The 19,481-nt window shown below is 73.8% G+C and carries 15 protein-coding genes; 3 read left to right on the top strand and 12 right to left on the bottom strand.

What is annotated here, in order from left to right; all coding sequences use genetic code 11:
• Positions 1–3: 3 nt before the first annotated feature.
• The 5 genes from holA to leuS form a co-directional block, all read right to left on the bottom strand.
• Positions 4–1,023, bottom strand: a complete 1,020-nt coding sequence (gene holA, locus ASG23_RS14775) for a DNA polymerase III subunit delta (protein WP_056028354.1) — start codon at positions 1,021–1,023, stop codon at positions 4–6.
• 19 nt (positions 1,024–1,042) lie between these two features.
• Positions 1,043–2,704, bottom strand: coding sequence for a ComEC/Rec2 family competence protein (locus tag ASG23_RS14770; protein ID WP_056026446.1), 1,662 nt, complete (start codon positions 2,702–2,704; stop codon positions 1,043–1,045).
• A 68-nt stretch (positions 2,705–2,772) separates the two neighbouring features.
• Positions 2,773–3,525: a ComEA family DNA-binding protein gene (locus tag ASG23_RS14765; RefSeq protein WP_200941622.1), complete on the bottom strand. Its 753-nt coding sequence runs from the start codon at positions 3,523–3,525 to the stop codon at positions 2,773–2,775.
• A gap of 555 nt (positions 3,526–4,080) precedes the next feature.
• A complete protein-coding gene (locus ASG23_RS14760; RefSeq protein ID WP_082516260.1) occupies positions 4,081–5,064 on the bottom strand; it encodes a DegV family protein in 984 nt (327 codons plus the stop codon).
• Positions 5,065–5,069: 5 nt separating this feature from the next.
• Positions 5,070–7,961: a leucine--tRNA ligase gene (gene leuS / locus ASG23_RS14755; RefSeq protein ID WP_056026444.1), complete on the bottom strand. Its 2,892-nt coding sequence runs from the start codon at positions 7,959–7,961 to the stop codon at positions 5,070–5,072.
• A gap of 78 nt (positions 7,962–8,039) precedes the next feature.
• On the opposite strand from leuS, the gene ASG23_RS14750 reads away from it, so the two are divergent.
• The gene (locus tag ASG23_RS14750; protein WP_056026441.1) at positions 8,040–9,776 is read left to right on the top strand and encodes a helicase HerA-like domain-containing protein; all 1,737 of its coding nucleotides are present in this window, start codon (positions 8,040–8,042) and stop codon (positions 9,774–9,776) included.
• Here the strand turns inward: ASG23_RS14750 and ASG23_RS14745 are convergent.
• The 6 genes from ASG23_RS14745 to ASG23_RS14720 all read right to left on the bottom strand — a co-directional run bounded on the left by ASG23_RS14745 (position 9,714) and on the right by ASG23_RS14720 (position 16,338).
• A complete protein-coding gene (locus tag ASG23_RS14745) occupies positions 9,714–10,946 on the bottom strand; it encodes an MFS transporter (RefSeq protein ID WP_056026438.1) in 1,233 nt (410 codons plus the stop codon). The genes ASG23_RS14750 and ASG23_RS14745 overlap by 63 nt on opposite strands.
• 87 nt (positions 10,947–11,033) lie before the next feature.
• Complete coding sequence (locus ASG23_RS14740; RefSeq protein WP_056026435.1) at positions 11,034–11,711, bottom strand: metal-dependent transcriptional regulator; 678 nt, start codon at positions 11,709–11,711, stop codon at positions 11,034–11,036.
• Positions 11,712–11,735: 24 nt separating this feature from the next.
• Positions 11,736–13,310 (bottom strand): D-alanyl-D-alanine carboxypeptidase family protein, encoded by a 1,575-nt coding sequence (locus ASG23_RS14735; RefSeq protein ID WP_056026432.1) that lies wholly within the window; start codon positions 13,308–13,310, stop codon positions 11,736–11,738.
• An 82-nt stretch (positions 13,311–13,392) separates the two neighbouring features.
• Positions 13,393–15,018, bottom strand: a complete 1,626-nt coding sequence (locus ASG23_RS14730) for a metallophosphoesterase family protein (protein ID WP_082516256.1) — start codon at positions 15,016–15,018, stop codon at positions 13,393–13,395.
• Positions 15,019–15,048: 30 nt separating this feature from the next.
• Positions 15,049–15,825, bottom strand: a complete 777-nt coding sequence (locus ASG23_RS14725) for an LLM class F420-dependent oxidoreductase (RefSeq protein WP_056026429.1) — start codon at positions 15,823–15,825, stop codon at positions 15,049–15,051.
• 75 nt (positions 15,826–15,900) lie between these two features.
• Positions 15,901–16,338 (bottom strand): MarR family winged helix-turn-helix transcriptional regulator, encoded by a 438-nt coding sequence (locus ASG23_RS14720; protein ID WP_056026426.1) that lies wholly within the window; start codon positions 16,336–16,338, stop codon positions 15,901–15,903.
• Positions 16,339–16,395: 57 nt separating this feature from the next.
• Here ASG23_RS14720 and ASG23_RS14715 point away from each other — a divergent pair, with 57 nt between their 5' ends.
• Positions 16,396–16,611 (top strand): hypothetical protein, encoded by a 216-nt coding sequence (locus tag ASG23_RS14715; protein ID WP_157465687.1) that lies wholly within the window; start codon positions 16,396–16,398, stop codon positions 16,609–16,611.
• Here the strand turns inward: ASG23_RS14715 and ASG23_RS14710 are convergent.
• Positions 16,598–18,400, bottom strand: a complete 1,803-nt coding sequence (locus ASG23_RS14710) for a hypothetical protein (protein ID WP_056026420.1) — start codon at positions 18,398–18,400, stop codon at positions 16,598–16,600. The genes ASG23_RS14715 and ASG23_RS14710 overlap by 14 nt on opposite strands.
• A 114-nt stretch (positions 18,401–18,514) precedes the next feature.
• Here ASG23_RS14710 and ASG23_RS14705 point away from each other — a divergent pair, with 114 nt between their 5' ends.
• The gene (locus ASG23_RS14705; protein WP_056026417.1) at positions 18,515–19,390 is read left to right on the top strand and encodes a CHAD domain-containing protein; all 876 of its coding nucleotides are present in this window, start codon (positions 18,515–18,517) and stop codon (positions 19,388–19,390) included.
• Positions 19,391–19,481: the final 91 nt, after the last annotated feature.

Raw genomic sequence — 19,481 nt, 5'->3', positions numbered from 1 at the left:
TCCTCAGGCCTTGACGGCGGCGGCGACCCGCAGCACTGCCCGCTCCACCGCGAACTGGGGATCACGGCCCTCCCCCTTGACCTCCGCGTCTGCCTGCGCGACTGCGGAGATAGCGCTTGCCAGCCCTTCGGGCGTCCACCGGCGCAGGTCCGCCATGGCGCGGTCCGTCTGCCACGGAGCGAGCCCCAGGTCCCGGACCGCCCCGGCCCCGCGGCCGCGCACCGCCGCCACCTTGGCCAGCACCCGGAGCTTGGCGGCGAGGGCAGCGACGACGGGCACCGGGTCCACGCCGGTCGCGAGCGCATGCCGCAGCAGTGCCACGGCCTGCCCCGACTGCCCGGCGACGGCGGCGTCGGCGACACGGAAGCCCGTCGCCTCGATCCGCCCCCCGTAGTAGCGCTCGACGACCTCCGGCCCGATCAGCCCGGTGGTGTCCGCGACGATCTGCGCGCAGGAGGCGGCGAGCTCGCGCAGGTCGCTGCCCACGGCGTCCACCAGGGCGCGCACGGCCTGCGCATCGGCGCGGCGCCCGGCCCGTCGGAGCTCCGCGGTGACGAAGGCGCTCTTGTCGCCGTCGGACTTCACGACGTCGCACGCCACAGTCGGCACGCCCGCCGACCGCAGCGCGTCGAGCAGCTTCTTGCCCCGTGGACCGCCGGCGTGCCGCAGGACGAGCACGACCTCGGTCGGAGGCGCCGCGAGGTACGCCGTGACATCAGCCAGCAGCTCCTCGCCGGCGCGCTCGAGCCCGTCGACCACCACGACCTTGTCCTCAGCGAAGAGGGACGGGCTGCTGACCACGCCGAGAGTGCCCGACGAGTAGTCGGCGGCATCGAGCCGGGTGACCTCGACGCCGGCGTCCGCGGCGCGGGCGAGGGAGACGACCCGGTCGACAGCGCGGTCTGCGAGCAGGTCCTCGGCGCCGCTGACCAGGAGGACGGGCGCGAGCTCGACCGCCTCCCACGAGACGCCGACCGGGCCCTTGCTGGCGCGGGCGGCAGGACGGCGGGTCGCGGGAGGCACGGGCACAGCCTGCCAGACGTCACTGACGCCCAGCCGACTGCGGCTCCCGCGCACGGCCGACGACAACGAGCAGCCTGAGCGCACACAGTCCCGCGGTCGCGAGCACGGTCGCCCCGATCCACCCCGGAAGCCACGCCACCTGCGCGCCGGGCGCGGCGGCCGCCACGCGTCCGACGGCACCGATCCACCAACAGGCTGCGCCGCTGCCTAACGCCAGCACCTGGGCGCCGGCAGACCACCACGGCGCGACACAACCAGCTGCGAGGCCGAGCACGGTTGCGGGGGTGACGGCCGGGGCGGCCAGGACGTTCGCGGGGACCGCGTAGAGGGACACCGCGGGCGAGAGCAGCAGGATCACCGGGGCGCACACCAGCTGTGCGGCGACCGGCAGGGCGATGGCGGTCGCGACCGGACGCCCGAGCGCCCCGGCCCAGCGGTCAGCGAGCGGTCCGCCGAGGAGCACCAGGGCGCCGGTCGCGAGCACCGAGAGCACGAAGCCCAGCTCGCCGGCCAGCCAGGGGTCCGCGACGAGCAGCAGGACGACGGTCGCCCCGAGCGCGGCGGGAGCACGGTGCGGGCGGCCGAGCAGCACACCGAGCAGGGCCACGAGCCCCATCGCGGCGGCTCGCAGCACGCTCGGCGACGGGTGCACGACGAGCACCATCGCCGCCATCGCCGCGACGGTGAGGCCCGCCCTGGCGGGCCGGGGCAGGCGAACGGCCGATGTGAGAGCGAGCACGAGGGCGGCGACCAGCGAGAAGTGCGCACCCGACACCGCCGTCACGTGGGTCAGTCCCGCGGTTCGCAGGGCGTCCCCGAGCTCGTCGGGGATCGCGGTCGTGTCACCGACGGTGACGCCCGCGAACAGCGCTCCGGCGTCGCCCGGGAGCGTGGCCGCGAGCGCCCGCACGCCGTCCCGGAACCGCTCTGCGGCCGCGTCCGGCGCGGACGGCGCTGACACCACGTCCGGCTCTCCACCGCTCAGCAGGACCGCGACCGTCCGTCCGCCCAGCTCGCCCGCGCGCAGGCGTCCGGCGACGGCGACCCGGGCACCAGACGGCAGGCCGGCCCACGAGGACGGGCCGAGCACGAGCACCCGACCCGTGGCGCCGGACTCCCGGCCTCGAGCGGCAACGCGGTCGACAGCGATCAAGGTCCGGACCCGCACGGGCGCACCCGGCCACGCCGGCGGGAGCACGGTCGGCTCACCGACCACGACGCCCTCGACCCGGCCCGCCGCACCGTCCGCAGCGAGCACCGGGAGCAGACCCTTGTCGCGCGCAGCCGTCTGGCCGGCGCCTGCACCGAGCACGGCCACGGCCGCGGCGAGGGCGAGGACGACGACCGGGCCGACCGCGCTCACCGTGCCTCGCGACGGCGACCGTCGCACGCCGAGCCTCTCGTCGAGCGCCTGCGCGACTGCGCCGTCGGGCCGCGTCGACCGACGACCTACCGCGAGGACCCCGACGGCGACGGCGAGACAGACCACGCACACCAGAGCGACGATCAGGGCGGCGCGCGACGGCACCCGCACGACGAGCAGCGCAGCGAGCCACGCGACCGTGGCAGCCGGGAGCAGTCGCACGTCGACCGTGATCGGCGGGTCGGCGTCCTCGTCCGACCCCGGCTCGGCGGGCGTCGTCTCGCCCGGAGTACGTCGCTCGGACGGTCGCAGTGGCACTGCCGCTCCCGCGGGTGCGTGGGTGGGCACCTCATTCGGGCCAGGTCGCGCACGAGCTCGCATTCCGCTCACACCCGGACCAGGTCCCGCAGACGTTCGAGGAGCGTCGGGCCGATCCCGGCGACGTCCGCGAGCTCGTCGACCGTGGTGAAGGGTCCGTCCTCCCGGTGCGCCACGATCCTGTCGGCCAGCACCGGACCGATGCCGGGCAGCCCGTCGAGTGCCGCGGCGTCGGCGGTGTTGAGGTCCACGAGGTCGTCCCCGCCGGTGGACACCGCGGCATCGACGCCCGCCGCTTGCTCCCCCGGCCTGGGCACCGCGATCTGCTCGCCGTCGACAAGGATGCGCGCGAGGTTGAGGGCGCTGACCTGCGCGTCCGCGGTCGTTCCACCCGCCGCGGCGATGGCGTCAACCACCCGCGATCCCTGCGCGAGCCGGACGACGCCGGGCGCGGCAACGGCACCGACCACGTCGACGACGACGCCTGCCACCGCGGTCGGGGACGCGGGAGCGACGGGGCTGCTCGGGGCCGGCGTCGGCAGGACCACGGCAGGCCCGGGCGCGACAGCCGCAGCACGCAGCGCGACCGCGCCGGCCACCAGCAGAACCACAGCCCCCGCGGCCCCGGCGAGCCGCCACGAGACCGCCCATCGCACCCGGCGGCGCGGCACCGCCACACTGGTGGTCGGATCGCCGTGGGCCGCGGCGTAGCCGGCAGCGGCGATCTGGAGCGCCGCAGTCGTCAGGGTCTGTGGGGCCGCGACAGGGGGTCGGTGCTGCTCGGGCGTCATCGGCTCGGGCGTCATCGGCTCGGGCGTCATCGGCTCGAGCGACTGCGAGGTCTCGACATGTGCCAGGCCCGGTGGGACATCGACAAGGGCGGACGGGGAATCGAACTCGCGAGGGGGCGTCGGGACGCGGGCCGGCCGCGGAATCCAGCCGGTCTCAGCCTGCGGCGCCTCGCTCCGGCTCGCAGGTGCGTCGGTGCTGCGGTGAGCCACTGCCGGGTGGTTCGCAGGATCGGGCCCGCCCAGGAAGGGACCGTCTGGCCACACGGGTGCGGGACCGGTCGGGTCGCCGACTCCCGGCGGGGTGGTGGGCACCCCGGCGCTAGCGGGAGCGGGCGAGTCTCCGACTCCCGGCGGAGTGGTGGGCACCCCGGTCCTCGCGTGCTTAGGACCCGGCGGACCGCCGGGCGCGCGGGGGGCGACGAGCGCGGTCAGGCGGTGCTGGGCGATCCGGACGAGGTCGCGATCACGGCGTAGCACCCGGCGAACCTACGATCGGCGCAGGACCCCAGGAGCCGGAACGTGGACCGTCGGGCGCAGGGCGCCGTCGGGCCGGGCTGTGGGCGGATCGCGGGAACGCGGCGACGGTCAGGCGTCGGCGACCACGATCGCGAGGAGCCCGGGACCGGCGTGCGCAGCGAGCACCGCGCTGGACTCGCAGACGGCTGTCTCGTCGAGGCGGTCCCCCACCGCGCTCGCCAGCTCGCTCGCGAGCGTCGCCGCGAGCTCGGGCTGTCCGAGGTGGTGCACGGCGGCGCGCGCGTGGGGGCGTTGCGCGATCTCGGCGACCGCGAGGGCGACCAGCCGCTCGCGAGCAGCGCGCCGCGTGCGCACCTTTTCGATGAGCTCGATCCCGCCGTCGTCGAGCGTGAGGATCGGGCGCAGCCCGAGCACGATGCCGATCGCGGTCGCGGGGATGCTCAGCCGGCCACCGCGGCGCAGGTGGTCGAGGGAGTCGACGAGGAACCAGACGCGGGTCGAGCCGGCGACCGCACGGCCGCGCTCAGCGACCTCGGCCCCGGAGGGCAGCCGGGTCTCGACGCGGCCACGGGCGTGCCACCACGCACGCGCCACGGCCACCGGTCCGGACACCGGTCCGGACACCGGTCCGGACACAGGTACGGCAGCCTCGCTCGGCGGACCGACCGAGAAGCGTGCCGCGTCCAGCACCGCGAACCCGAGCGCCATCGCGACCGCCCGGGAGTCGACCACGTGGACGGGGACCGGCGATGCCTCGGCAGCGAGCCGTGCCGCCCGGACGGTGCCCGACAGGTCACCCGACAGGTGGATCGAGACGATCTCCCCCGCACCGGACGCCGCAGCGCGCTCGTAGGCCGCGGCGAAGGCAGCAGGCGGCGGCTGCGACGTCGACACCTTGGCGCCCGAGGTCAGTGCGGCGAGCAGGTCGCCCGGCGTCAGGTCGACGCCTTCGACGTGCCGCACTCCGTCGATCACCACATCCAGCGGGACGACGCCGATGCCCCACCGCTCCGCGGCCCCCTCGGGGAGGGACACCGTCGAGTCGGTGACGATCGCGACCGACGGCTGGTCGACGTGGCGCCGTGAGGGCATGCGGGTCAGGCCGGGACGACGTTGACGAGCTTCGGCGCCCGCACGATCACGGTGCGGACGTCGCGGTCGTCGAGCGCGCGCAGCACACCGGGGTCGGCCAGCGCGAGGGCGCGCAGGTCCTCCTCGGAGATTGCGGGAGCCACCTCGGCCCGGCCGCGGACCTTGCCCTGCACCTGGAAGATGCAGGTCACGGTGTCCTCGACGAGGTACGCCGGGTCCGCCACCGGGAACGGCTCGTGCGCGAGCGATTTCTCGTGGCCCAGCCGCGACCACAGCTCCTCGGCGACGTGCGGTGCGACCGGGGCGGTCATCAGCACGAGCGCCTCGACGGCAGCGCGCGGCGCCGTCGGCAACGTGGTCAGGTGGTTGTTCAGGACGATCAGGCGCGAGATCGCGGTGTTCACGCGCATCGCGGCCATGTCCGCCGTCGTGTCGGCGATCGCCCGGTGCAGCACCTTGAGCGTCTCGGTGCTCGGAGCCTCGTCGGACACGACAGTCTCGCCGGTGCCCTCGTCGACGACGTTGCGCCAGAGCCGCTGCAGGAAGCGCTGGGACCCGACGACCGCCCGGGTCTCCCACGGGCGGGACAGGTCGAGCGGACCCATCGACATCTCGTAGACGCGGAGGGTGTCAGCGCCGTACTCGGCGTACATGTCGTCGGGCGTCACCATGTTCTTCAGCGACTTGCCCATCTTCCCGTACTCACGGTTGACGGGTTCGCCGTCCCAGCGGAAGCCGGTCTCGGACGTGGGGTCCTCGACGACCTCGTCGGCGGGCACGTGCACGCCGCGGGCGTCGGTGTAGGCGTACGCCTGGATGTAGCCCTGGTTGAACAGCTTGTGGAACGGCTCGCCGCTGGAGACGTGGCCCAGGTCGAACAGGACCTTGTGCCAGAAGCGCGCGTACAGCAGGTGCAGGACGGCGTGCTCGACACCGCCCACGTACAGGTCGACACCGCCCACGGATCCCGGCTCCTGCTCGCCGTGCCCGGGGCCCATCCAGTACTGCTCGAGCGCGGGATCCACCACCAGGGTGTCGTTCGTCGGGTCCAGGTAGCGCAGGTAGTACCAGCACGAGCCCGCCCAGTTGGGCATGGTGTTGGTGTCCCGGCGGTACTGCTTCGGGCCGTCCCCCAGGTCGAGCGTGACGTTCACCCAGTCCTCGTTGCGGCCCAGGGGCGGCTCCGGGGTGGAGTGGGCGTCGTCGGCGGCGAACGTGCGCGGCGAGTAGTCCGGTACCTCGGGCAGGTTCACCGGCAGCGCGGACTGCGGGACGGCAAGGGGCAGGTCGTGCTCGTCGTAGACGATCGGGAACGGCTCGCCCCAGTAGCGCTGGCGGCTGAACAGCCAGTCGCGCAGGCGGTAGTTGATGACGCCCTCGCCGACGCCCTTGGCCGACAGCCAGTCGGTGATCGCTGCCTTGGCGTCGGCCACACCCAGGCCGTCCAGGCTGATCTCGTCGTTCGCCGAGTTGATCGCGACTCCGTCGCCCGTGCGCGCGCCGGGCTCGGTGCCCTCCGGAGCGTCGATCGTGTAGATCACCGGCAGGTCGAAGGCCTCGGCGAACGCGAAGTCGCGCGCGTCCCCGCCGGGGACGGCCATGATCGCGCCGGTCCCGTAGCCCATGAGCACGTAGTCGGCGGTGAACACCGGCAGCAGGTCGCCGTTGACGGGGTTGGCCGCCAGGTGCCCGGTGAACACGCCCGTCTTGCGACCGGCGTCCGCCTGTCGCTCGACGGCGGTCTTCGCTGCGGTCTCAGCGCGGTACGACGCGACGGCGTCGACCGGTGTGCGGTGCCCGCCGGTCCACAGGTCCTTGGTGCCGTCCGGCCACGCCGTGGGCACCTGGTCGAGCAAGGGGTGCTCGGGGGCGACGACGACGAACGTGGCACCGAACAGGGTGTCGGGGCGCGTGGTGAACACCTCGACCTGGTCACCGCCCTGCACGGCGAACCGGACGCGCGCTCCCGACGAACGACCGATCCAGTTGCGCTGCATCGCCTTGACCTTCTCGGGCCAGTCGATGTGCTCCAGGTCGTCGGTCAGCCGGTCGGCGTAGGCCGTGATGCGCATGTTCCACTGACGCAGGCTGCGCTGGAACACCGGGAAGTTGCCGCGCTCCGAGCGGCCGTCGGCGGTGACCTCCTCGTTGGCCAGCACCGTGCCCAGGCCCGGGCACCAGTTCACGGGGGTCTCGGACACGTACGCGAGCCGGTGCGTGTCCAGGACACGCCGACGCTCGACCGGGTCCAGGCTCGCCCACTCGTCGCCGCGAACGCCGGAGTCGTACTCGGCCACCAGCTCCGCGATCGGGCGCGCCCGGCCCACGCCGCCGTCGGGACGGGGCGCCGTCTCGTCGTACCAGGAGTCGAAGATCTGCAGGAAGATCCACTGCGTCCAGCGGATGTAGGCCGGATCGATCGTCGCGAACGTGCGGCGCGGGTCGTGCGCCAGCCCCAGCCGACGCAGCTGGCGCTGCATGATCTCGATGTTCGCCTCGGTGGTGGTGCGCGGGTGCTGGCCCGTCTGCACCGCGAACTGCTCGGCGGGCAGGCCGAACGCGTCGAAGCCGAGCGCGTGCAGCACGTTGTCGCCCTGCATGCGGCGGAACCGGCCGACGACGTCCGTGGCGATGTACCCGAGGGGGTGACCCACGTGCAGGCCCGCGCCGGAGGGGTACGGGAACATGTCCATCACGAAGAACGCCGGCCGCGCGGGGTCGGCGTGCCGCCCCTCGCCGTCGGTGAGGTCGCCCGTGGGGTTGGCTGCGAAGAAGGTGCCGCGGTCCGCCCACGTGTCCTGCCAGCGCAGCTCGATCTGCCGTGCGAGCTCGGGCGTGTACCGGAACGGGACGTCGTCGGTGGCAGTGGGGGCGGTGGGGGCGTCCTGCGAGGTCACCCGGCGAGTTTACCGACCGCGCGTCGGGGCGCCGTACGCGGCCGGGTGCGACCGGACGCCCGGTCGTATGCTCCGGACATGTCGGACAGCTCGCCGCCGTCGGCCCCCGCCGGGTCCTCCGCAGACCTTGCCGCCCTGCGCGCCGCGGCCGCGCAGGCGGCTGCCGAGGCGGCGGAGGCCAGGGCAGAGGCGGCCGCCGCAGCGCTCGCCGCAGCTGAGGCGGCAGCAGCGCAGAGCTCCACGCCGGCCGCGCCTGCCTCCACGGCCCCGGCACTGTCGGAGCACGCCGCGCAGATCGTCGCCGGCTACACGTTCACCGGGCCGATGCTCCCGGTCGGCGCCCTGGTCGAGGACGACGTCGCGATCCCCGGCGCCCCGGTCGGGATCCCGTTGGCCATGATGAACCGCCACGGTCTGGTGGCGGGCGCGACCGGGACGGGCAAGACCAAGACGCTCCAGGTGCTGACCGAGGGCCTGTCGGCCGCGGGCGTGCCGGTCTTCGTCGCCGACATCAAGGGCGACCTGTCCGGACTGGCCGTCCCGGGTACGTCGAGCGAGAAGCTGCTGGCCCGGACCGCGAGCCTCGGGCAGGAGTGGGTGGCGACCGCGTCGCCGGTGGAGTTCCTCAGCCTCGGCGGGCTCGGCGAAGGGTCGCCGGTGCGGACGACCGTCACGGACTTCGGCCCGCTGCTCCTGGCCAAGGTGCTCGGGCTGAACGCCACCCAGGAGTCGAGCCTGGGCCTGATCATGCACTGGGCGGACACGCAGGGCCTGGCGCTGCTGGACCTCAAGGACCTGCAGGCGACGATCGCGTACCTGGTCAGCGACGAGGGCAAGCCGCTGCTCAAGGGCATCGGTGGGCTGTCGGCGGCGACCGCGGGCGTGATCCTGCGCGAGATCGTGGCGTTGCAGGCTCAGGGGGCCGACGCGTTCTTCGGCGAGCCGGCGTTCGACGTCTCCGAGCTGGTGCGGACCACGTCCGACGGCCGCGGGGTGATCAGCGCGCTCGAGCTGCCCGCGGTGCAGGACCGGCCGGCGCTGTTCTCGACGTTCCTCATGTGGCTGCTTGCCGAGCTGTTCCAGGTGCTCCCCGAGGTGGGCGACCCCGACAAGCCGCGGCTCGTGTTCTTCTTCGACGAGGCGCACCTGCTGTTCACAGGCGCGTCGGGCGACTTCCTCACGCAGGTGACCCAGACGGTCCGGCTCATCCGGTCCAAGGGGGTCGGGGTCTTCTTCGTCACGCAGAGCCCCAAGGACGTGCCCGGCGACGTGCTGGCCCAGCTGGGAAACCGCGTCCAGCACGCGTTGCGCGCATTCACCCCGGACGACGCGAAGGCGCTGCGGGCGGCCTCCCGGACATTCCCGACCTCCCCGTACGACCTCGAGCAGCTGCTCCAGTCGCTGGGGACCGGCGAGGCGGTGGTGACGGTCCAGTCGGAGCGGGGAACGCCGACCCCCGTCGCGTGGACCCGGTTGCGGGCCCCGCAGTCGTCGATGGAGCCGATGCCCGCGGCTGACATGGCCGCAGCCGTGACGGCATCACCCCTGTCCGCTCGGTACGCGGTCGCGGTGGACCGGGAGTCTGCCTACGAGCTGCTCGCGGTGCGTGCTGCGGCGTCGCAGGAGGCTGCGCGCAGGCAGCAGGAGGCCGACGAGGCTCAGGACAGGGCCGACGACGCAGCACGGGAGGCGCGACGGTCCGCCCCACGCCGCTCGACCAGCCGGACGAGCCCGCTGGACAGCCTGCTGCGGTCAGCGGGCACTCAGCTCGGGCGTGAGATCACGCGCACGATCTTCGGGACCCGTCGGCGGTGACAGGACCGGGGCAGGATCGCGTCCGAAGGCGAGCACGACGACCAGCCCGATCGCGGTCAGCCCGGCGCCTACCCAGGCGGGTGCGAGGTACCCGAACCCGGCGGCGATGACCAGCCCACCGGCGAACGCGCCCGCCGCGTTGCCCAGGTTGAGCGCGGAGTGGCACAGCGCCGCACCGAGCGACGGCGCGGCGGGCGAGACGTCCATGAGCCGTGTCTGGAGCGAGAGCCCCAGCACCTGCGACGTGACACCGAGCAGCACGAGCGCGAGCACGGCGGGCACCGGGTACGCCCCGACCAGCGCGATCGCGACGAGCACGACGATGGTCGCGACCATGCTGCCGATCACCGTGCCGAGCACCGACCTGTCCGCGAGCCGGCCGCCGACCACCGTCCCGATCGTCATGCCGATCCCGTACAGCGCGAGCACCAACGGCACCAGCCCGATGCCCAGGCCGGTCACGTCGGTGAGCAGCGGCTTGACGTAGGAGTAGACGGCGAACATGCCGCCGAAACCGACCGCGCCGGCGCCGAACGCGATCCAGAGGCGACGGTTGCGCAGGGCGGCGAGCTCGGTGCGGACGGTGGTGCCAGGAGGAGACGGCAACGACGGGGTCCACGCGTGCAGGGCCGCGAGGGTGATCAGGCCGAGCACACCGACGCCGACGAACGCCCAGCGCCAGCCGACGGCCTGACCCACGATCGTCGACAGGGGGACACCGACCGCGCAGGCGACGGTCAGGCCGGCCATCATCGCGGCCACGGCACGCCCGCGCCGCTCGGGTCCCACGACGGCCGTGCCCATGACCGCGCCGACCCCGAAGAACGCCCCGTGCGGAAGTCCGGCGAGGAACCGCGCGAGCACGAGCCAGCCCATGCTCGGCGCGAACGCGGACAGCACGTTGCCCACCGTGAACGCGACCATCAGCAGCAGCAGGAGTCGGCGCCGGTCGAGGCGGGCGCCCAGGGCCGCGAGCGTCGGGGCGCCGACGACGACGCCGAGCGCATAGGCGGTGATGGCGTGCCCGGCGACGGGGATCGAGACGTCGAGGTCGTGGGCGATCTCGGGCAGCAGCCCCATCGTCGCGAACTCGGTGGTGCCGATGCCGAACCCGCCGAGGGCGAGGGCGAACAGCGCGGCGCGTGAGCGCGCGGGCGACAGCGTGACCAACGAGGGCCCTCCGGGACGAATCGATTCGATCGTGATGCGGAGTGCGCCGTCGTCAGCTCCGGTGGATGGCGCCCAGCGTACGGGGTGTCAGGCGACGGGGACCAGCCAGATGGCGCGCGCCGCCACCTCGCCGAGGTCGACCGTGGCACCGGCGACGCGCACCGAGATCACCCCGGCGACGGTCCGGCGCTCGACCACGGTGACCGGTGCGTCGAGCACCAGGTCGACCGACTCCAGGTAGCGCAGCAGGCCCGGGTCCGCGTCGGAGATCCGCGCGACGGCCCACTCCCCCGGCGCCACGTCCCACAGCACGCTGGCCGCCGGGATGTCGAGGGAGCCATCAGAACCGGGGATCGGGTCGCCGTGCGGGTCCCGGGTCGGGTGACCGAGCCGGGCGGACAGACGCTCGACGAACAGGTCGGAGACCGCGTGCTCGAGCACCTCGGCCTCGTCGTGGACCTCGTCCCACCCGTACCCGAGCATCTCCACGAGGAAGGTCTCGATCAACCGGTGACGGCGCACGACCGCGAGCGCGTGCCGCTCGCCGTCGGCCGTGAGCTCGACGGCGCCGTAGGGCTCGTGCGTGACCAGACCGCTGTCGGCAAGCCGTCGGACGGTCTCCGACACGGTGGACGCGCCCACGCCGAGGCGGGTGGCCAGCATCTTGGTGGTGACCGGCTGCTCCGACCACTCACGGGCCGACCACACGACCTTGAGATAGTCCTGCGTGACGGCGCTCAGCTCAGGGGTAGTCGGCGTGCTCACACGTCCAGACTAGGGCGAGCATCCTCACCAGCCGTCGACGCTCCAGTGCCACGGCTCGCCCGGCAGGTTCTCCAGGCCGTAGTCGGCCGCGTGCTCGGTGAGCCACACGTACGCGGGTGACCCCGCGCGGAGGACCGATCCGGCGACGGTGAAGTCGAGCGCGAGGCCGCGCTCGTGACGGGACGTGCCGGGCGGAGCGGTCTGCGGGCGGCACCAGACGACCGTGGGGTCGCTCGCGGACGGGCTGCAGTTGGCGGCGCGCAGCGCGATCTGCTGCTCGGAGCTGCGCCAGCCCCAGGCGCGCAGGTCGATGCCGTCGTTTCCGGCCGCGGTCATCAGCGCGTCGAGCGCGTCGGCGAGGCACGGGTGGACACGCACCCCCAGCGTGGTCACCACCGTGTCGCCCTGCGGGACCGGTGCGGTCACGTCCTCGCACTCCGTCGCGACCTGGTCGCGCGCCACTAGGTCGACCGGCACGTCGACCCGCCAGAGCTCCTGGCCGGTCGTCGCGCGCAGCAGCAGCGCGCCTTCCTCGAGCTGGAGCGACGCCCCGGGGTTGCCCGCCGTGTTGCTCGCCCACAGCACGGCACCGTCCGCACCGGTGAGCACCACGTTGCCGTCGTCCTGCTGGGCGAGGCTCGCAGCGCCGGGCGCATCCGCGGTCCACACGACGGTGTCGTCGTAGGCGAGGGCGAGCCCGTCGGCTCCCAGCCGCAGGTGCAGGTGCCCGTCCGGCGAGCTGAGCTGCTGACCGGCGGCGATCGGCGTGCCGCTGACCAGCGAGGACGGTCCGACCACGGTCCCGGTGCTCCATACCTCTGCCCCGACGGCGTCGTACAGGACGAGGTCGCCGTCATCCTGCAGCACCAGCGACGAGCCCGGGTGGCCGGCCGTCCGGCTGCGCCACACCCAGTTTCCGTCCGGGTCGGTGACGACGAGGTTGCCGTCCTCGTGCAGCGTGAGGCGCGCGCCCGGCACGTCGGTGCCGGTCGACCACCGCGTCGCCGCGTCCGGGCCGAGCAGGGCCACGTCGCCGTCGTCGAGCACGAGGAGCGTCTGGCGTCCGTCGGGCGAGGACAGCGTGTCACCGGGCTCCAGGACGCCGCCCGACGGGAGGATCGACGGCCGGACGGCGGTGCCGGACTCCCAGACCTGCGAGCCCTGGGGGTCGAGCACCACGAGGTTGCCGTCGTCCTGGAGGACGAGCCGCGACCCGATGGTCGCCGACGTGTCGGGACGCCAGCTGACGGTGCCGTCGGGGGCGGTCAGCGCGACGTCGCCACTGTCTGCGACGACCAGGGTCGAACCGGGCACCGCAGCACCGGACACCCACCGAGGATCGGGTTCGGCGCCGAACAGCGCGAGCACCCCGTCGGGCTGGACGACCAGGGTCTGTGTCCCGTCCGGCGAGACGAGCCCCTCACCCGACCGCAGCGACTCACCGGGGCGCAGCTCCCCCTCGCCGGGCGCAGCGGACGCCGGCGGGGCGAGCATGAGGGAGCCGAGCAGGACGCACGCGCAGATCATCGCGGCACGCCTGGCGGCACGCATCAGCGCGTCCCGCCGTCGACCGTTCACCGACGCGGCAGCCCAGGCCACCTACCCACCACCCCTCACACGACCGACCTGACAAACGGTGCAGATCGGAACGCACTTCCACCCTAGGTCAGCGCGGCCCAGATCACACGGGTGAAGGTCCGACGGCTGCGGGTGCGGGAGCGGCGGGCCACTGCAGGCGGGGCGAGACGGTGGCGGTCGCGTCCGGACGCACCTGGACCAGCTGGTAGTCGACGAAGAGCCGTCGCTTCGGGTCCCAGCGGAGCACGGTCATCTCGGCGACGCCGTTCAGCGGTCCGACGGTCGGCTGACCGAGGGTCGCACCGGACGTGCTGGAGCTGATGTACCGCACACTGCGGTCCACCCGTTCCGGCCCGTACCGGCGGTGCAGGTGCCCCGAGATCTGCGCGGGCACGCAGCCGTCGTCCAGAGCCTGCTGGCCGATGGAGGGGGTGTGGATGAGGAGCAGATCGACTCCGTCGGCGTCGTCGCACGCGACCTCGGCAAGGCGTTCCCCCTCCTCGGCCGCGGACTCCGAGCCCGCCTGGGCGGTGCCACCGGCCCCGACCCGTGTCTCGTTCGGGTCGCCGTCGCCCAGGATCCGCAGGCCGCCCGCCTCGACGACGGAGCCGTCCAGCACGGTCGCACCTGCGCGCGCGTAGTTCCTCGTCGTCTCTGCGGAGTCGTGGTTGCCCGGCGACGTCACCAGCTCCACGCCGTCGGGCACCGCGCGCGCGAAGGTGGTGACGCAGTACTGCTCGACCGAGGTGCCGTTGATCGTCGTGTCGCCGGCGTCGAGGACGAGGTCGGCGTCGGAACCCTCGACGACCGTGCGGATCAGGGGTGCCATGCCGACGTTGCAGTGCAGGTCGGAGACGACGACGACGGTCACCAGGTTCGCCTCGTCGACGAGCGTGGTCGCGCTCGGCGTCGGGCCGCCGGTCCCCGACGGCTCCGGGCCGGCGGTCAGCAGCGCCTGGCGCTCGTCCCACGCGACCTGCAGCGACGCGTTCGCCTCGGCGTAGAACTTCTCGCTCTTGCGCAGCTCCGCGACGACCTGCCCGCCGTAGGTGTCGATGACACCGCCGAGCCTGCCCGTCACCCGAGCCCCTTCGAGCGGGGTCCCGTCGAACACGGACGAGGCCTGCTGCGACTCCGACGGTCGATCACGCCGCCCGAGGCTCGACGTCAGGACGGTGCCGACGAGCGCGACGACGACGACCCCCACGACGACCGACCGCAGGTGCGGGCGCACCCGGTCGTACAGCTCCGCCCGGCGTGCTGCACCGACCAGGAACCGGACCAGGTACCACCCGCCGACCAGCACCGCGAGGGCCAGCGCGGTCCGCGTGAGCGCGTCGACGGCGAGCGCCCGCGCCACGTCCTGGATCGTCGCCTCCGGACCGGAGAAGAACTGCAGGTAGCTCTGCAGGTCGCCGCTCAGGGCATCCAGGGTGCGCGCCTGGTCGAGCTCGGTGACCGACGCCGGGATCTCCTGCACCGTCACCCGCACGCCGAGCGTCAACGGCAGCGGCGAGTCGATCTGCAGCGTGCCGAGCGGGCCGAGGTCGATGGTCACGGTGTCGTCGGTGGTGACGTCGTACCGCGCCTCGTGCGGGCCGAGGCTGCTCTCGACGGACGCCGTGGTGATCCCGAAGGTGAGCGCGACGAGCGCGGCGGCGACCAGCAGGAGGACCCGCGGCCACCACCGGCGCTCGGCGCGCTCCTCGGGGCTGCTCGGGTCGCTCATCGCCCCCGAGCCTATGCGCGAACGGCCAGGTCAGGCCTGCGCGTCGCGCCAGGCCACCCACTGCGCCGCCAGCGACAGGTCGTAGTGCGGCCCGCCGGTGCCCACCGTGAAGAGCGTCACGCCGGCGGCGACGAGCGCGTCGGCGACCTCGCTCGGCGGCCGCCCGACGCCGATGGACCGCTCGACCAGCGCGGCGGTGTCCCGACCGACTGCGGCGCCGTGCTCGTCGAGGATCGCGCTCTTGCGGACCAGCGTGTCGACGTCACCGAACGAGTGCCACAGGTCGGCGTGCTCGGCGACGACCCGCAGCGTCTTGCGTTCGCCGCCGCCACCGATCATCACGGGGATCTCTCGGGTCGGCACCGGGTTGGACGCCGCCCAGCGGGCCTTGATCCGGGGCATCGCCTGCGCCAGGTCCGCGATCCGCGAGCCCGCTGTGCCGAACTCGTAGCCGAACTGGTCGTAGTCCTTCTCGAACCAGCCCGCGCCGATGCCGAGGATCAGGCGACCGCCGCTGATGTGGTCGACCGTGCGGGCCATGTCCGCCAGCAGCTCGGGGTTCCGGTACGAGTTGCAGGTTACGAGCGCACCGATCTGCACGCGGCTGGTCTGCTCCGCCCACGCGCCGAGCATCGTCCAGCACTCGAAGTGCTTGCCGTCCGGGTCGCCCGTCAGCGGGAAGAAGTGGTCCCAGTTGAAGATGATGTCGACCCCGAGGTCCTCGGCGCGGCGCACCGCGTCGCGGATCTGGGTGTAGTCGGCGTGCTGGGGCTGGAGCTGGACTCCGATGCGGATGGGATGCGTCATGGAGTCGAGCCTACGGACGCCGGAGCAGCCTCGCGGATCGATCGGGACCTCGTCAGCGCGGAGGCTGCGTCCCGATCAGGCCGGGGATGGTGCGGTCGCCGCGATCAGCAGCTCCGCGGCGGCCCGGATCTGCTCGATCTGCTCGGGCGTCAGCCCCAGGCCGTCGACCATGGCGGCGGGGATCCCGACCGCTGAGGCGCGAAGGGCCCGGCCGGCCTCCGTCACGACGATGTCGAGCGCGCGCTCATCGTCGGCGGCTCGCTCCCGCCGGACGAGCCCCATCGCCTCCAGCCGCTTGACCAGCGGCGACGCCGTGGCGGGTTCCAGATGGAGCAGGGCGGCGAGGTCCTTGAGCGAGAGCCGGCCGTACTGCCACAGGGCGAGCATCGCGAGGTACTGCGGGTGCGTCAGCCCGAGCGGCTCGAGGAGCGGGCGGTAGAACGCGACGAGGCTGCGCGCAGCGGCGGACATGGTCAGGCAGACCTGGGCCTCGACGGCGAGCGGATCGTCCATGCGTCCGATCTTACGTCGTGGGCATATAGTTAGGGCACGAACTACGAAGGAGCACTCGTGCCGAAGAAGCGGCGACGTGACATGACCGAGTGGTGGCTGACCTACCTGGGACCCGCGCAGGTGGGCAACATCCGCGGCCCGCGCAAGGTGCTGACCGACGACGAGGTGGCCCGCGACACCGACCTCCAGCACCAGTTCGACCGGGTGGTCGACGCCTCCGGCCGGACGTTCCTGGTGGAACGCGGAACAGGTGCCAGTACTACTGGTAGGTGACCAGGTCCGGCACCGGCTGCACTTGGTACGTCTGCGTCGGGTCCAGCATGGGGACGTCCTGGTCGTAGAAGTTCTTCCACCCCCAGTGCACGGGCGGCGCGTCCGTGCGCAGCCCGTTCCAGGTCCCCGCCTTGCCCGGCTGCGAGCCCTGGCCGTCGACGTGGATCACGATCGCCAGCTCGTCGTGTGACGTGTCGAGCCGGGGGCGGTCCTGGATCATCCGGCCCGCGAACTGGTGCAGGACCAGCATCTTCTGCGGCAGCGCGCGCTGGGCAGTGAAGTCCGCGAGCCACGCCGCGACGCCGTTGACCTCGTCGATGCCGACGGAACCGATCTGCCGCAGGTGCACCTGGTCGGGGGCCAGGCGCCACTCCGGGTCGAGGGCGAGCCCGACGTACGGGAGCGCGAGGAGGTCGGCGTACCGCTGCGCCTGCGTGAGGAAGTCGGTGCGACCGGGCTGCAGGTCGAGGACGACCGCCATGCCCGCGGCACCGGCGGCCTCCACCAGGGGTCGCAGCTCCTCGACGGGACGCTCGGTGGAGTAGTTGCCGTCGTCGCCCGGTCCGGCTGACGCGATCGTCGCGATGATCTCCACCGCGGGTACGACGACGTCCGCGGTGAGGGTCCGGTACGGAGCCGCGGTCGCGTCGGCGCGAGCGAGCGTCGCGGGCACGTCCTGCTCCCCGAGCACCCCGAGCGCCGCGGAGCCCGGGGTGCCGTAGAGCGCGACGTACTTCTTGCCCGGAACACCCGGGACCTGCGGGAACACGAGCTGCCCACCACCGCCCAGGAGCACCCCGGTCGACGCGGCAGCCACGCGGCGGGCGAGCTGGTCCGCCGGCCCGAACGCCGCTCCGAGCGCGATCGTGTGCTCCGGCGCGGCCGCCGCGATCGCCTGGACCCCGGGTGTCGTGGCGCGCGGGTCGCCACCCGGGGCGTCCAGCACGGGCACCCCGGCGGCCCGCAGGGTCGCGAGCGCGGCGAGCGGGTCCACCCCGACCCCGGTGAGCGCGACGGTGGCGGTGACCGCCGCCGGCGGGCGGGTCGACGGGAGCACCGCCACCGGCGTCGCGGTCGGCGTCCGTGACTGAGCCGCAGACGGCCGAGCAGTGCGGGTAGGAGCAGGAGTAGGGCTCGGGGTGGGCAGCGAGCCGGGGACCACGAGCACGGGCGGTCGCGGCCCCGCGAGCGCGCGCACGGTCGCGGTCTCCTGGCCGGTGGGCACCTCGGTCGGCGCCCCGAACCGTGCCCCGGTCGTCGTCCGCAGGACGTCCGCGCCCGCACCGGCGGGGACAGGCACGACGGTCACCGAACCCGGCGGCGTCAGGGTGGCCGCCCCGACCGCGAGCACGGCCTCGGTGTCGAGCCGGGCCAGCTCGGCGAGGAGGGGAGCAGCGTCTGCCGCTGGGGCCGTCAGCAGGACCGGAGCTCCGAGCGCCACGGCCGCCGACGCGGCGGTGAGCTGGGCGGCGACATCGTCGACAGGCGCGACGACCACCACCGGGGCGCGCACGAAGACCGCACGGGACGCCTCGAGCGCAGCATCCTGCGCGGTCGCCGCGGGCAGGACCGTCGCGACCTCGGCAGGGGCGCCGACCTGCGCGGAGACGGGTGTGGGGGTCGGTGACGGGGACGGGAGAGGCGTGCTCGTCGTCGCGGTGGGCTCGACCTGCCCGTCGTCGGCCGTGCATCCCGCGAGCGTGAGCGCGAGCACCAGGGCTGCGACCAGCGCGCGTCGTCGACCTCTCGGCACGGCTCCTACCTCCAGGTCGCGGACGACCGCCAGCATACGAGGGTCCCGCGGGCGGAGCAGTGCGGCGCTCACCTGCTCGCGGTCGCTGTGCGTTGCGAACACGGTCAGGTGCGCCGCGCGGGAGGTCGGGCGGCGTGCCAGGCTCGACAGATGGGATCCGCGGGCGAGGTCGTACAGGCGTACGTCACGGCCCACGTCGAGCGCCTCCTCGCGGCCGTCCCCGCCGTGCGGGACGGGGCCGACGACGCGGTGCACGACGCCCGGGTGGCCACCCGACGGCTGCGCGCAGCACTGTCCGTGTACGGCCCCGTGCTGGACCGCGCGGTCACCGCTCCGGTGCGCGCCGAGCTCGCCGAGCTCGGGCACGTGCTCGGGGCCGCCCGGGACGCCTACGTCGAGGGTCACGCGCTCCGGCGCATGCTCGCGCACGAGGACCCCTCGCTCGTCGTCGGCCCGGTCGAGCGGCGGATCGACGAGGACCGCACCGCCGCCCGCCAGCTCGCCCAGGACCGGGTGGACGCCTGGCTCGCGTCGGCACGGTTCGACGACCTCGTCGCGACCCTGGTCAAGGACCTGCCCAGCGGTCCCCGGGCGTCCCGGAAGGCGACGAAGGTTCTGCCCCGACGTGCGCGACGCGCGTGGGACCGACTCGACCGCGCGCTGGACGTCACGGCGCAGGCGCCGACGCAGGACGACCGCGACGAGGCGCTGCACGAGGTGCGCAAGGCGGCACGGCGCGCCCGGTACGCCAGCGAGGTCGCCGCGGCTGCCGTCCCCGGCCCCGCCCGCCGCAGCGCCAAGCGGGCGCACCGCGTGCAGGAGGTGCTCGGGACGCAGCACGACGCGGTGACCCGGCAGGAGACGCTGCGTCGGCTCGCCCACCAGGCCGACCTCGACGGGGAGAGCACCTTCACGTACGGCCGTCTGCACGCCCTGGAGCAGAGGGCCGGGGAGGCAGCCCGGGAAGCCTCTGCGAGACCACTGCGACGCGCGGCCGAGCAGGGGCACCGCCGCTGGATGGGCTAGTTGTGATGTCCAAGGAGGTTGTCCCGCCGTTCGGCGGTGAGTCGGTCTGACAGACGAAGGCCCCCGGTTGTGAAGTGGAGCTGTCTAGTTC

It is taken from the genome of Cellulomonas sp. Leaf395, assembly GCF_001424125.1.
In the GTDB taxonomy this organism is placed as follows: Bacteria; Actinomycetota; Actinomycetes; order Actinomycetales; family Cellulomonadaceae; genus Cellulomonas.
This window is presented reverse-complemented; position numbering and strand designations above follow the sequence as displayed.

Coding starts and splice junctions, on each gene's coding strand:
- ASG23_RS14760 (WP_082516260.1), bottom strand. CDS start 5,064: ATGCCCTCACGGCGCCACGTCGACCAGCCGTCGGTCGCGATCGTCACC.
- ASG23_RS14750 (WP_056026441.1), top strand. CDS start 8,040: ATGTCGGACAGCTCGCCGCCGTCGGCCCCCGCCGGGTCCTCCGCAGAC.
- ASG23_RS14730 (WP_082516256.1), bottom strand. CDS start 15,018: ATGAGCGACCCGAGCAGCCCCGAGGAGCGCGCCGAGCGCCGGTGGTGG.
- ASG23_RS14765 (WP_200941622.1), bottom strand. CDS start 3,525: ATGACGCCCGAGCCGATGACGCCCGAGCCGATGACGCCCGAGCAGCAC.
- ASG23_RS14720 (WP_056026426.1), bottom strand. CDS start 16,338: ATGGACGATCCGCTCGCCGTCGAGGCCCAGGTCTGCCTGACCATGTCC.
- ASG23_RS14710 (WP_056026420.1), bottom strand. CDS start 18,400: ATGCTGGCGGTCGTCCGCGACCTGGAGGTAGGAGCCGTGCCGAGAGGT.
- ASG23_RS14705 (WP_056026417.1), top strand. CDS start 18,515: ATGGGATCCGCGGGCGAGGTCGTACAGGCGTACGTCACGGCCCACGTC.
- ASG23_RS14725 (WP_056026429.1), bottom strand. CDS start 15,825: ATGACGCATCCCATCCGCATCGGAGTCCAGCTCCAGCCCCAGCACGCC.